General features: G+C 70.2%; 13 protein-coding genes. 6 read left to right on the top strand and 7 right to left on the bottom strand.

Annotated features, from left to right (window positions below):
• Positions 1-84: 84 nt before the first annotated feature.
• Complete coding sequence (locus tag DK412_RS15275; RefSeq protein WP_162596218.1) at positions 85-894, bottom strand: WecB/TagA/CpsF family glycosyltransferase; 810 nt, start codon at positions 892-894, stop codon at positions 85-87.
• A gap of 358 nt (positions 895-1,252) precedes the next feature.
• Between DK412_RS15275 and DK412_RS15270 the strand changes: the two genes are divergently transcribed.
• The 6 genes from DK412_RS15270 to DK412_RS15245 all read left to right on the top strand — a co-directional run bounded on the left by DK412_RS15270 (position 1,253) and on the right by DK412_RS15245 (position 8,317).
• Positions 1,253-2,635, top strand: coding sequence for a lipopolysaccharide biosynthesis protein (locus tag DK412_RS15270; protein WP_109972619.1), 1,383 nt, complete (start codon positions 1,253-1,255; stop codon positions 2,633-2,635).
• A 1-nt stretch (position 2,636) separates the two neighbouring features.
• A complete protein-coding gene (locus DK412_RS15265) occupies positions 2,637-3,653 on the top strand; it encodes a glycoside hydrolase family 5 protein (protein ID WP_204165379.1) in 1,017 nt (338 codons plus the stop codon).
• 8 nt (positions 3,654-3,661) lie between these two features.
• Entirely contained in the window at positions 3,662-4,819 is a 1,158-nt protein-coding gene (locus tag DK412_RS15260) for a glycosyltransferase family 4 protein (RefSeq protein WP_245446956.1), read from the top strand.
• A gap of 424 nt (positions 4,820-5,243) precedes the next feature.
• The gene (locus DK412_RS15255; RefSeq protein WP_109972617.1) at positions 5,244-5,435 is read left to right on the top strand and encodes a hypothetical protein; all 192 of its coding nucleotides are present in this window, start codon (positions 5,244-5,246) and stop codon (positions 5,433-5,435) included.
• A gap of 4 nt (positions 5,436-5,439) precedes the next feature.
• On the top strand, positions 5,440-5,901 hold the full coding sequence (locus tag DK412_RS15250; RefSeq protein ID WP_109972616.1) for a YaiI/YqxD family protein: 462 nt from the start codon (positions 5,440-5,442) through the stop codon (positions 5,899-5,901).
• Positions 5,902-5,983: 82 nt separating this feature from the next.
• Complete coding sequence (locus DK412_RS15245; protein ID WP_109972615.1) at positions 5,984-8,317, top strand: FdhF/YdeP family oxidoreductase; 2,334 nt, start codon at positions 5,984-5,986, stop codon at positions 8,315-8,317.
• Positions 8,318-9,026: 709 nt separating this feature from the next.
• On the opposite strand, the gene DK412_RS31425 is transcribed toward DK412_RS15245, so the two are convergent.
• The 6 genes from DK412_RS31425 to repA form a co-directional block, all read right to left on the bottom strand.
• On the bottom strand, positions 9,027-9,266 hold the full coding sequence (locus tag DK412_RS31425; RefSeq protein WP_280953950.1) for an MgtC/SapB family protein: 240 nt from the start codon (positions 9,264-9,266) through the stop codon (positions 9,027-9,029).
• Positions 9,263-9,499 (bottom strand): MgtC/SapB family protein, encoded by a 237-nt coding sequence (locus DK412_RS31420; protein WP_280953949.1) that lies wholly within the window; start codon positions 9,497-9,499, stop codon positions 9,263-9,265. Before DK412_RS31420 ends, DK412_RS31425 begins: the two co-directional genes overlap by 4 nt.
• The gene (locus tag DK412_RS15235) at positions 9,496-9,720 is read right to left on the bottom strand and encodes a hypothetical protein (RefSeq protein ID WP_109972614.1); all 225 of its coding nucleotides are present in this window, start codon (positions 9,718-9,720) and stop codon (positions 9,496-9,498) included. The genes DK412_RS31420 and DK412_RS15235 overlap by 4 nt, the downstream gene beginning before the upstream one ends.
• A gap of 304 nt (positions 9,721-10,024) precedes the next feature.
• On the bottom strand, positions 10,025-10,228 hold the full coding sequence (locus DK412_RS15230) for a hypothetical protein (RefSeq protein ID WP_109972613.1): 204 nt from the start codon (positions 10,226-10,228) through the stop codon (positions 10,025-10,027).
• Positions 10,229-10,301: 73 nt separating this feature from the next.
• On the bottom strand, positions 10,302-11,393 hold the full coding sequence (gene repB, locus DK412_RS15225) for a plasmid partitioning protein RepB (protein ID WP_109972612.1): 1,092 nt from the start codon (positions 11,391-11,393) through the stop codon (positions 10,302-10,304).
• Complete coding sequence (repA, locus tag DK412_RS15220) at positions 11,390-12,598, bottom strand: plasmid partitioning protein RepA (RefSeq protein WP_109972611.1); 1,209 nt, start codon at positions 12,596-12,598, stop codon at positions 11,390-11,392. Before repA ends, repB begins: the two co-directional genes overlap by 4 nt.
• Between the last annotated feature and the right edge of the window lie 688 nt (positions 12,599-13,286).

The raw sequence follows: 13,286 nt of genomic DNA, 5'->3' as shown, positions 1-13,286 counted from the left end.
GCCGTTGCCCTCGTCGATTGTTCTAGGTCTTCAAGTTTGCCGAATTGTCTACGAGAGGCCAGCCCCCTCGCGCCGGCGCCAGGATCACGAGCGGGCGACGCGGAAGGGACGGTCGCGCACGAGGCCCGCCAGCCGTAGGCGGAGGATCGTCGCCACGAAGACCACGATGTCGACGGTGTAACGGCGCCCGAGGCGGCGCGGCTCGCGCAGAAGGCGGAACAACCACTCGAGCCGCACGAGGCGGAACGCCGCAGGGGCCCGGACGGACGCGCCGGCCGTGTAGTCGAGCAGCGCCCCGACCCCCATCAGCAGCCGCGCGTCGATCCGGTGCGCGTGCTCGGCGATGAAGGTCTCCTGGCCCGGATTGCCGAGGGCGACGAGCAGGATGTCGGGCGAGGCGGCGTTGATCCCGGCGATCACCGCCCCCAGCTCCTCGGCCGGAAAGTAGCCGTCCTGCACGCCGACGACCCGGTGCTGGGGATAGAGCAGCGCCAGGTTGCGCGCCGCCGCCTCGGCGATGCCGGGCTTGGCCCCGAGCAGGAACAGCGTGCGCGGTACCGTCTCGGCGGCCAGGAAGGCCGGGATCAGGTCGGTGCCGTTGAGGTTCTGGCGGAAGAAGCGGCCGCGGAACAGGGCCGAGCACAGGTCGATCCCGAGCCCGTCGCTGACGAGCAGGAAGCTGCGCAGGGACGCCGCGTAGGCCGGCGTGCACAGGGCCTTGAGCAGCATGTTGGCGTTGCAGAAGCCGAGGCACAGCTGGGCGCGCCGGTCGAGGACGTCGCGCAGGCGGGCGAGCAGCTGGTCGCGGGTGAGGTCGCTCACGGTGACGCCCTCGAGATCGAGACGGTCGACGCTCGCGGCTCCAGGCGCCATGTCGAGGGTGCGGTCAGGCATGGGACGCATCCAATCGGGGTTGAGGTGATCCGTGTCGAGGCAAGACCATCGCCGGGATCGATGAAGAATTACCGGCCGGTCGCGCCCCGCGCAAAGTGAATGCAGCCCACCCCATCCGAGATGCAGTCTTAATTCAGCGCAGGGTTAACGACAGATTGGACGAATACCGACAACGCCGTATCTGAGTCGTTGCGAATGGCTAAGCTTCTCGTCCCGGGCCGGCAAGGCGATGATGTCTCGGCATTCGCAGCGGGTGCGAGGGATCGCGTTAAAGTCCCGATAGGGGATGACTGCTACCCCGGGAGTCGGAGCGGCGGGCGCGACAAGCCCCCGCGCTCAGCGAGAGGCCACGGACACGATGCTGACACTCGTCGCGCGGCTGCGCCGGTCGGGCCGCACGCAGCAATTCGCCTCGGCCTTCGTCGCCCGCATCGCGAGCGCCGTCCTCGGCTTCGTGATGCTGCTGGTCGCGAGCCGCCTGCTCACCACCTACGAGTACGGCGTCTACGTGTTCCTGTTCACCTTCGGCAGCGGGCTCGGGCTGATCGCGGCGTTCGGCCAGCAGAACCTGGTGCTGAAGCATTACCGGGCGCGCGACGGCGTGGTGCCGCACAACGACGCGCTGGTGCGCTACAACCTCGCCTGGGTCACCGCGGCGATTCTGCTGATGCTGGCCTCGAGCGCGGTGGTCTTCGTCGCCGAGGAGGCCCTGCCCGACCCCTATCACCGGCTCCACCTCGCCTGTGCCTTCGCGGGCGTGTTCGCCCTGTCCGAGTACCTGCAGAACTATTTTCGCGTTCACGGCCGGATCTGGCTCGCGCTGCTGCCCCGGGAGGTGGTGTGGCGCGGCGCCTGCTCGGTGCTGCTCTGGGGCGCCGCCTCGGCCGGCCTCCTCACCGGCGCGACGGTCGCGATGGAGATCGTGCTCGGTCTGCTCCTCGCGATGACGCTCTACCAGATCCGCCACCTCGCGGGGCTGCACGGCTGGGATTCCTGGCGCGGGGGCTTCCGCCACCCGCACAAGGCACAGGGTTGGCGCGGCGAGAGCCTGCTGTTCACCGCCAACAACGTGATCGTGGCCGCGGCCGCCTTCCTCGAGACCGTGATCGTCGGCGCCGCTCTCGGCATGGAACAGGCAGCGTTCTACTTCGTCGCCCTGCGCTACGCGACGCTGATCAACCTGCCGAGCGCGGCGATCGACACGGTCAGCATGCCGATGATCGCGAGCCACTTCCAGGCCCGCGACCGGGAGGGGGCGCAGCGCCTGATCGGCCGGCTGTCGCTGGCGAGCTTCGCGATCTCGTCGGCGGGCGCCGTGGTGATGGCGGTCGGCGCGCCCTTCGCCCTCGGCCTGTTCAAGCCGGATTTCGCCGCCCATACCGACGTGCTGATGGTGCTCAGCCTGTCGGCGGTGGTGGGCGCCTTCTTCGGCCCCGGCCCGACGTTGCTCACGATCGGCGGCGGCGAGCGCTACATCCTGATCAGCAACGCGATCCTGTACTCCGTCTACGCGGTCCTGCTCTGCCTCATCGCGGTGCCGTTCGGCATCATGGGCGTCGCGGTGGCGAATGTCGGCTGGACGATCGTCATCAACCTGGTGCTCGCCCGCTGGGTGCGGGCGAACTGGGACATCGACAGCCGCGCGACCGCCTTCTTCACCCGCCGGGCCTGGGCCCCGGCGCAACCCCTCTCCCCGGCCCCCGCGCACGCGGCGGCGGCTCCCGCGCATGCGGCGGAATGAGATGCGCCGCCTCCTCGCCCTCGCCTGCCTGATCCTGGCGCTCCCCCCCTCCCCTGCCGCTGCGGCGCCCACCTGCCTGCGCGGCGTCAACATCAGCGGGGCCGAGTTCGGCACCGTGCCGGGCCGCTACGGCTTCGACTACCTCTACCCCTCGGCGCCGACGATCGGCCGCTTCGCGGGTCTGGGGATGACGACGATGCGGCTGCCGGTCCGCTGGGAGCGGCTGCAGCCGGCCCTGCGCCAGCCCCTCGATCCGGAGGAGCTCGCCCGCCTCGAAGCCGCGGTCTCGGCCGCGACGCAAGGAGGGATGCGCACGGTGATCGACCTGCACAACTACGCCTATTACGGCAAGGCGCGGATCGGCACCGAGATGGTGACGCCAGAGGCCTTCGCCGACGTCTGGCGGCGCCTGGCGCGGCACTTCCGGGGCGATGCCTCGGTGGTGTTCGGGCTGATGAACGAGCCGCACGACATCCCGGCCGACCGCTGGCTCACCGCCGCCAACGCCGCCATCGCGGCGATCCGGGAGACGGGGGCCAAGCAGCTGGTGCTGGTGCCGGGCTCAGGCTGGACCGGGGCGCATAGCTGGACCGCCGACCTGCCGACCGGCAACAACGCCGCGATCATGCTCGGTACGGTCGATCCGGGCGACAACTTCGCCTACGAGGTGCATCAGTACCTCGACGCCGACTATTCCGGCACCCATGCCGAGTGCAGCCGCGGCGCCGACGCCCTCCAGGCCGTGGAGCGCCTGACCGGCTGGCTCGCCCAGAACGGACGCCGCGCTTTCCTCGGCGAGATCGGTGCCCCCGGCAACCGCGGCTGCGCCGATCGCCTGGGGGCGATCCTGCGCCACCTCAACGCGAACCCGCAGGCCTGGATCGGCTGGACCGTGTGGGCCGCCGGCGACCTGTGGGCACCGGATTATCCGCTGCGGCTCGACCCCGCCGGCGCCACCGCCCCCGTCGTGGCCGCGATCCAGGCCGCCGCCCGGTCCAAGCCCTCCTGCGAGCCGTGAGCGACATCGTGAGCACCCCGACGCGATCCTCCCTCTCGATCCTGCACGTAGTCCGCCAGTTCCTGCCCAACCGCGGCGGGCTCGAGGATTTCGTCGCCAACCTCGCCCGCGAGCAGGCCCGCCTCGGCCACCGCGTTCGGGTCCTGACCCTCGACCGGCTGTTCTCGGCGCCCGAGGCGCGGCTGCCGGCGCGGGAGCGGCTGGAGGGGATCGACATCGAGCGGATCCCGTTCTTCGGCTCGCACCGCTACCCTGTCGCGCCCTCGGTCTTCCGGCACCTCGGCGACGCCGACCTCGTCCACGTCCACGCCGTCGATTTCTTCTTCGACGCCTTCGCGCTCGCGAAGCCCCTGCACCGCCGCCCGATGGTGGCGACGACCCATGGCGGCTTCTTCCACACCAGCGCGCATTCGCGGCTGAAGAAGCTGTGGTTCGACGGCCCGACCCGGATGAGCGTGCGCGGCTACGAGGCGATCGTGGCGTGCAGCGACAGCGACGCCCGGCTGTTCCAGGGCATCACGCACGGCGGCGTGCCGGTGATCCAGAACGGCGTCGACCTGGAGAAATTCGCCGGCGCCGCCGCTCCCGAGCCCCGCCGCGCGCTGCTGACGATCGGGCGCTTCGCCTACAACAAGCGCCTCGACCGGCTGCTCGCGACCATGCAGGCGCTGAACGCCGACGGGGCCGGCTGGCGCCTGCGGATCGTCGGCGTGCCCTCCGACGTCACCGCGGAGGCCCTCACCGCCGAGGCCGACCGCCTGGGGCTCACCGGTTCGGTGAGCCTGCATACCGGCCTCGACGCCCCTGCGGTCCGCGAGCTGATCGGGCAGTCGAGCCTGTTCGTCTCGGCCTCGCAATACGAGGGATTCGGGATCGCGCTGATCGAGGCCCTGAGCGCCGGCCTCGTCCCGGTGGCCCATCCCAACGACGCCTTCGCCTGGCTGAAACAGCGCCACCCGTCGATCACGCTCACGGATTTCGCCGATGCCGCGGCCGCCGCCGCGGCGATCCGCGGCGCCTACGACCGGCTGGAGCGCGGCGCGATCCTGCGCGGCGCGGAGGACCTGTCGGATTACCGCTGGTCGAGCGTCGCGGCGCGCTACGTGGAGGTCTACGAGGCGGCGCTCGCAGGCAGTGGGCAGGTGGTGGCCGCCACGGCGGCGTAGGTGGTCCGGGCGAATGGCGGTGCGGCGCGGGAGAATCCTCCCCCTCTGCGGGGGAGGGTGGCCTGCTGCGAGTGCGAAGCACTCGTGCGCAGGCCGGAAGAAGGGACGCCGCTTCTCAAGAGGTCGCGACCTCGATGCAGGGCGAACCCTGGATCAGGGTCGCGCTGCCCCTCTCCCGGCCCCTCCGGGGGCCACCCTCCCCCGCAGAGGGGGGAGGGATCAGGCGGCGCGCCTCATCAACACACCGTTAACCCTCATCCGCGACCCTGGCCGAGCCGCACCGGCTGCTCGCCGGGGCGGCGAGAGCGGCTGTTCGGCGCGAGCCCCCTTCCAGCAGAGGAAAGCCGCCCTCCCCTGCCCGGGTGCTCGCCGCGTCGCGCAAAAGCGTGCGATAAGCGCCGAACCCACCTGCACAAGGATGACAATGCACCTCGTCGTGACCGCCCACACCGCCACCGGCCCGCTCTCGCACCAGCGCACCTCGCCGGAGGATGCCCTGGAGAAGGCGCAGGAGCTCGAGGCCGAGGGCCACGACCACGTCGTCATCACCGACATCACCGGCCGGGACTACGCGCCGCCGGAATTCGACAGCCTCTTCCTTAATCCCGGCACCTGACCCGATGATCACGGTCTACGTCGACGCCGATGCCTGCCCGGTGAAGGACGAGGTCTACCGCGTCGCCGGGCGGCACGGCGCGCACGTCGTGGTGGTGTCGAACAGCTTCATCACGATCCCCCGCGAGCCGTGGATCGAGCGAGTCATCGTCTCCGACAAGTTCGACGCCGCCGACGACTGGATCGCCGAGCGGGCCGGGCCGCAGGCGGTGGTCGTCACCGCCGACGTGCCCCTGGCGAGCCGCTGCGTGAAGGCGGGCGCCAGCGTGCTCGCCCCCACCGGCAAGGCCTTCACCGATTCCTCCGTCGGCATGGCGCTCGCCACCCGCGACCTGATGCAGTCCCTGCGCGAAGCCGGCGCCGTGACCGGTGGCCCGAAGCCGTTCTCGGCCAAGGACCGCTCCGCCTTCCTCGGCGCCCTCGACCGCGCCCTGGTGCGGCTGCGGCGCAACGCCCAGGGCGGCTGAGACCGCTCCTCGCGAACTTTCCCTACTCCCTGCGGGTTCCCTCTCCACGGCGGCGCCACGCCTGCCGCAGGGGAGAGCCGGCATGTCGGTCGAGGAGAACACGGTCCATTACGACAGCCCGGCCGGCGGCTGGGGCTCGGTCCGCGGCATCGCCGAGGTGTTCGGCAAGGAATGGGCGACGCCGCTCGCCACCGAGACCCTGTTTCGCCAGAACAAGCCGAAAGGCTTCATGTGCGTCTCCTGCTCCTGGGCGAAGCCGGCGAACTACCACCCCTTCGAGTTCTGCGAGAACGGCGCCAAGGCGACCCTGTGGGAGCTGACCACGCGGCGCTGTACCCCGGACTTCTTCGCCAAGCACACCCTGGCCGAGCTGCGCGGCTGGAGCGACTACGCGCTGGAGCAGACGGGCCGGCTGACCCACCCGATGCGCTACGACCGCGCCAGCGACCGCTACGTCGCGTGCGGCTGGGACGAGGCGTTCCGCGAGATCGGCGCGGAACTCCGCCGTCTCGACCCGAAATCGGTGGTGTTCTACTCGTCGGGCCGTGCCAGCCTCGAGACCTCGTATCTCTACGCCCTGTTCGCCCGGCTCTACGGCAACAATAACCTGCCCGATTCCTCCAACATGTGCCACGAGACGACCTCGGTGGCGCTGAAGAAGGTGATCGGCGCCAGCGTCGGAACGGTCGTGTTCGACGATCTGTCGAAATGCGACGCGATGTTCTTCTTCGGCCAGAACACCGGCACCAACTCGCCGCGCTTCCTGCACCCGCTGCAGGAGGCCGCGAAGCGCGGCGTCAAGATCATCACCTTCAATCCCGTGCGCGAGCGGGGACTGGAGAGCTTCACCAACCCGCAGAGCCCGGTCGAGATGCTGACCGGCAAGGCGACGCCGATCAGCGCGCAGTACCATCAGGTCCGGCCCGGCGGCGACATCGCGGTGATGCTCGGCCTGTGCAAGCACGTCTTTGCCGCCGACGACGCCGCCAAGGCGAAGGGCACCCGCGTCCTCGACGTCGACTTCATCGCCCAGCACACGACCGGGCTCGACGCGTTCGAGGCGAAGGTCCGGGCGACCCCGTGGGAGGAGATCGAGCGCGAATCCGGGATCAGCCGCGCCGACATCGAGGCGGCGGGACAGGTCTACGTCGAGGCCGAGCGGGTCTGCGCGTTCTACGGCATGGGCCTGACGCAGCACGTGCACGGCTTCGAGAACGTCGCGATGGTGGTCAACCTCCTGCTGCTCAGGGGCAATATCGGGCGCGAGGGCACCGGGGTGTCGCCGGTGCGCGGCCATTCCAACGTGCAGGGCCAGCGCACCGTCGGCATCTCGGAGAAGCCGGAGCTGGTGCCCCTCGACCGGCTCAGTGCGCAGTTCGGCTTCGAGCCGCCGCGGGAGAAGGGCGTCAACACGGTCGAGGCCTGCGAGGGCATCCTCTCGGGCGAGATCAAGAGCTTCATCGGCCTCGGCGGCAACTTCGTGCGGGCGATCCCGGACCAGGACCGGATGGAGAAGGCCTGGACCGGCATGCGCCTCACCGTGCAGGTCGCGACCAAGCTCAACCGCTCGCACCTCGTCAACGGCGAGATCGCCTACCTCCTGCCCTGCCTCGGCCGCACCGAGGAGGACCGGCAGGCGAGCGGTCCGCAGGCGGTGAGCATCGAGGACACGTTCAGCTGCATCTACGGCTCGCAAGGCCGCCGCACCCCGGCGAGCGACTTCCTGAAGTCCGAAGTCGCGATCGTGGCCGGGCTCGCCAAGGCGACGCTTGCGCCGAACCCGAAGGTGACCTGGGACGCCTGGGTCGGCGATTACGGCCTGATCCGCGACGAGATCGCCAAGACCTACCGGGAGGAGTTCCACGACTTCAACGACCGGCTCTGGATCCCCGGCGGCTTCTACCGCGGCAACTCGGCGCGCGAGCGGATCTGGAAGACCGAGAGCGGCAAGGCGGAGTTCACCGCACCCGAGGTGATGTCGGCGACGGGCTTCGACGACGCGCCCGGCCGCTACCGGCTGATCACCATGCGGTCGAACGACCAGTTCAACACCACGATCTACGGCTACAGCGACCGCCTGCGCGGGATCGAGGGAACCCGCGACGTGCTGCTGATGAACCCCGAGGAGATCCGCCGGGCGGGCCTCCGCGACGGCCAGGTCGTCTCGCTGGTCAGCGACGCCGGCGACGGGATCACCCGCGAGGTAACGGGCCTCACGGTGACGCCGTTCTCGCTGCCGGACGGCTGCCTGGGCGCCTACTACCCCGAGATGAACCCCCTGATGGCGCTGTCGCACCACGACATCCAGTCGGGGACGCCGGCGGCGAAGTCGGTGCCGGTGCGGATCCGGCCCGAGGCCGGCGGCCCGAAGACGGACCGGCGCGAGCCGACGGGGCACGGGGCGCATCCGATCTGAGGGTGCGGGTCCCCTGCCCTGCCCCGTCGTCCGATCTCACGATGTTCGGGGGTGCGCTCCTCGTCCCGAAACCAACCACACGTCGGGGAAAGAAGCCGGGATGAATTGAAGCGCGGGATCCCCTCTCCAGGCGATGCCGGGCTTGCCAGAGATCCTTGCCCGGTCTCGCACCAAGGTGTGGGAGGGGGTAGGGGCGATCGAAGATCGCGCGAGGATGGCTCGGGTCCCGCAATGATTCTGAACCATCGAGCCGCGCGGCTCGACGCTCGGCGGTTCATCCTGAGGCCGAGCCACCCTCACCCCTGACCCCTCTCCCAAACGGGAGAGGGGAACGCGCCGCGTCTTGCATCGACCAGAACAATGCGCCCCTGGGGAGAATAGAAAACAGCGCTCCATCCAGCAAAACCGGACCGCCCTCCCCTCCCCGGGCCACCCGCCGCCTGCGCATGAAAATGCCAGATGCCCGCGAATGACGCACAATTGTGCTTGTGCCGGCGCAGATCGCCGGATACCACTGTGATCACAGACACGAAAAAGGCCGCCCTCGAGAGCGGCCCGAAGTCTGGGGAGGAAGGCCCTCGTCGAGGGCGAGCACCGCCGCGACGCCATCGCGGCGGTGCTTGTATTTTGTCCCATGCCGGCGCGGGCGGGACAATCCGTCCTAAAGGACGAGACCCTTGAAGCCGAGACCCTTGGGGCATCTCGCCGGTCAGCCCTCCTCGCGGCCCGGCAGGCCGAAGCGGTCGAGCAGGCGCAACACGATCAGGATCGTCAAGCCGAACCCCGTCGCGACCGCGAGCAGCGTGAATTGTGCCGCCCCGGCGACGATCCCGGCGAAGGCCGAGCACCAGACGCTCGCGGCCGTGGTCAGGTTCTTCGGGCTGCGATGGGCGACGAAGATCATCCCGGCCGCGATGGAGCCGATGGCTTGCGCCAGGCCCTGGATCACCCGCAGCGGATCGGCGTCACCCCCTCCCGCCGCACCACAGCGTAGAGGCTGAGCGCCGAGGTGGTGATGACGGCCGCATCCGAGGCGACGAGGGCGTGAGTGCGCAGGCCCGCATCCTTTGCCCGCCACTCCCGCTCGAACCCGAGCACCAAACCGCACAGGGCGGCGCCGGGGCGCGAGACGATCTCCCCGAGGGTGACGGCGGTCGCGTCGGGCGGCATGGCACCGGTCATGTCCCCTGCCCCGCTTCCGGCGGGTCCGGGAACGGCGTCCAGTGGGTGAACGCGTCCGGCGCGTAGCCGTAATCGGTGGTGGCGACGTGCCAGGGCCGGCCATCGCCGAGGCGCCCGGGATCCCAGCGGATCACGGCGCGCCGGTCCGGCTCGTCCCGGTGGATGGCGATGATCCAGCGCCCGTCCTGGGGCGCGCGATCGATGGGCCGCCAATCGGTCATCGGATGCTCCGCGGCGAGTGCCTGTGCGGCATCAACGCGCCGGATCCGTTGCCGTTCGCCTCGGCGCTTGTTCGCGGTGGCCGGCAGAAATCTCATCCTCCATCGTCATCCCGGAGCCGCGCAGCGGAACCCCGGGATCCACAACCGCTGACACTGCCGGATGAAGCGGAGCGCCTTCCGACCTCTTCTCAAGCGCCAGCGGTCATGGATCCCGGGTTTTCGCCGTCAGTGAGCCCCGGGATGACGTCGAGAGAGGTCGGCCGGTCTGCAGATCGATCGATGCGCCCGATCATACCGGTTCCGATCAGCGCGGCGCGGTCCCCTGTTTCAGACGCTCGCCGGCCTCGCATTCGCGCAAATACGTCGCACGATTGTCGCCGGTGATGCCGCTGCGGTCGGCCTTGGCTTCGCAGGTCCGGCGCCCCTCGGCGGGATCCGGGTCGGGTGCGGACTGGGCGATCGCGGCGACGGGGGCGAGCAGCGCGAGGATCACAAGGGCGTGGCGCATGGCGGGCCTCGATACGGACGATTGTCCCGAGACAGGCCCGACCGGGTGCTTCGGTTCCCGGCCGGGGTGATCGTCACGGCTGCTTGCGGCTGGCGCGGTAGGCGGTCAGGATCTCCGGCAGCCGGTCGAGGACGTAATCGGCGAGGCCGGGCTCCAGGCCCTCGTCGAAGGACAGGGCGACCCGATCGGGACTGCGCTCGATCCGGGCGATGCCGCGGCCGGCCTCGTCGCTCCAGACCTGCGGCGCCGGGCGCTTCGCGGCGGGAGGCGCCAGCGCATTCAGCACGGCGGCGAAGCGCTCGTTGGTCGGCTTTTCCCGGAAGCCGGGCTCGGCGAGGAGGCCGTCGATCCGGCTGGGCTTGGCCGCCTTGATCCGCTCGGCGAGCAGCATCCAGCGCGGCCGCCCGGCGGCGGGTGCCGGGCCGATCGCCCGCACGATCTCCGCCGGCACCGTACGCGCCACCGAGATCAAGGTCGAGAGGTCGCCCTTGCCGACGCCCATCGCGGCGGTGATCGTGGCGCGGGAGAAGCCGTGCTCCTCGAGCCGGAGCGCGAAGAAGGCGCGCTCGATGTAGCTCAGGTCCTGCCGCTCCAGGTTCTCCTTGCCCTGCGCCACCACAAGCTCGGCATCGCTGAGCGGACGCACCACGGCGCGCACCGGCCGTGCGAGGCGCCGTGCCGCCTGGATGCGGCGGCGGCCATAGGCGACCTGGTAGCGCTCCGGGTTCTCGGGATGCGGCCGGACCAGGATCGGTACCTGCTGGCCGCTCTCGCGGATGCTCTCGACGAGAGCCGCGAGGCCCGGATCGTTGGCGTCGGCGACCCGGTCGGCGATGAAGGAATCGTCGATCCGCTCCGGCTCGATCTCGACGACGACGGTACCGGCCTCGATCTCCGCCGCGGCATCGGCGCGGGCGGCGAGCCCGCGCAGGGTGCTGCTCATCGCCCGCACCGGCCCGCTGCGGCTGCGCTCCGGGGCGCGGGGCTCCGCGCTATGAGGGTCATGGGCACCCGCGTTTGCAGCTGCAAACCCGGGCTCGGGCGGCGGTGGGTTTGCAGCTGCAAACGCCTCGGCCTGCGGCGCCGGCGGGGCTTCGGGGGCGGGTGTCGGCTTCGGCTGCGGCCGGGCGCCGAACAACGCGTCGAGGTTCGACTTGCGGCTCATGGCCGGCCCCAGGCGCGGCGGATCAGGCCCTCGATCTCGCCGTTGACCGCTTCCAGCGATTCGAGCGCCCGGTCGTAGGTCGAGCGGGTGACGCTCTCGCGGCCGATCTCGTAGAGGGTCTGCTTCGACAGGCCGGCATCCGAGACGGCCGACGACTTCAGCATCGGGGCGGTCAGCACCGCGTCCTCGAACAGGGTGCGCAGCATGCCGACGATGCGGGTCTGCGGCGCGTCCTGCTGCTCGTAGCGGGTCACGAGATAGCGCAGCCAGTCGTATTGCAGCCGCCCGCCGGATTCGGCCACGACGCCGAGCAGATCCTCGGTCATCGCCAGGAACTGGCTCATCGAGGCGACGTCGAGCATCTGCGGATGCACGGTGATCAGCAGCGAGGTCGCGGCGCAGAGCGCCGAGAGCGTCAGGTAGCCGAGCTGCGGCGGGCAATCGATGACGACGACGTCGTACGACTCGGCCACGCTGTCGATCGCGTGGGCGACCCGGTCGAAGAACAGGGGCTCGCCGGCCCGGCGGCGGCTCAGCGCGCGGGGCGTCTCGTGCTCGAACTCCATCAGTTCGAGATTGGCCGGCACGAGGTCGAGGCCGGTGAAGTAGGTCGGGCGCACCACGTCGCGCAGGGGCTTGGCGTCGTCGTAGCGGATCGCGCCGTACAGGGTCTCGTCGGCCCCGACATCGAGCTCGGGCTGCACGCCCATCAGGGCCGAGAGGCTGGCCTGGGGATCGAGGTCGATGGCGAGCACCCGGTAGCCGCGCAGCACCAGGGCCTGGGCGAGGTGGGCGGTGGTGGTGGTCTTGCCCGATCCGCCCTTGAAGTTCGCCACCGCCACGACCTGCAGGTGCTCGGCGGCGGAGCGCCGCGGCTGGTAGCGCCGGCCGCCCCGGGTGTTCTCGTCGAGATAGGCGCGCAGGCCGTGGATGTCGGCCAGCGTGTAGGAGCGGCGCCCGTTGGCCGAGACCTCCGGCTGCGGCCCGAGCCCGTCGGCAGCGAGCTGCTGCAGCCGCGACACCGTCACGCCGATGATCCGGGCGGCCTCGGTCGAGGTGAAGCGGCGCAGGCCCTTGGCGGCAGTGGGCGGAAACAGACCGGAGGAGATCGCCTGCAGCTGCTCGCGGAGCGTCGCCGCGTGGGCGCCGATCATCGCGGCGGGCGCGACGGGAGCAGGGGGTTGCGGCGGCCTGTGCTGATTCATCCCCACGGACCCTGTTTGCAGAAAATTCGCCGGTTCGGCGCTGAAACTGCAATTGGCCCGGTTCCCACCCGATTCGCAATCACCCGACCGGATGCGGCGCAAGCCCTGCGCAAGCCAAACGCGCCTGTGACGTGCCTGGGGCCTCCCGCCGATGGGCCGCCCCACCGGCGGGGGAGGGGGGTTCTCGGGCGGCGCCCCTCCACCCGGAGCGGCAGCGCCGCCCCCGGACGGGCAGGCGGACTACATCGAAGTGGGGCGGCGCCGGCCGCTTCATCGCGGGTCCTGCCGGGTCTAGGGTCCGGATCGGCGCCAAGTGCACGTCACAAAACTCCCGCCGCGCTGACGCCGCCACAGCCAGCGACGACGGCGATCGGAAGTTCTGTGAGAGACACTCAATCGACTGCCACCGACACGAACCCGCTCCACCTCGCCACCGGACGGCGACACGACGCGAGACCTTACGCGGCGTGGCAGACCTCACGCCCTCTCCCGACGAAATCCGTAAGCTTGATGAAATCCTGTCATGCCATCGCTCAAGCGGTTTGCCGGCCGTTAAGCTGTTCAGAGTTTAGTATCTCGCATCCACTCGGCTCCACTCCCCGCCGCCGCAATGGATCAAAACTTTCCCTAAAATAAACATCAGAAAATTTACCAAGCCTTGCGCCCGAGATTGCATCCTCATCTGCCA

Origin of the sequence: Methylobacterium sp. 17Sr1-1 (assembly GCF_003173775.1) — a bacterium.
GTDB lineage: Bacteria > Pseudomonadota > Alphaproteobacteria > Rhizobiales > Beijerinckiaceae > Methylobacterium.
Note: the sequence above shows the minus strand (reverse complement) of the source record. Positions and strands in the feature narration are given on the sequence as shown.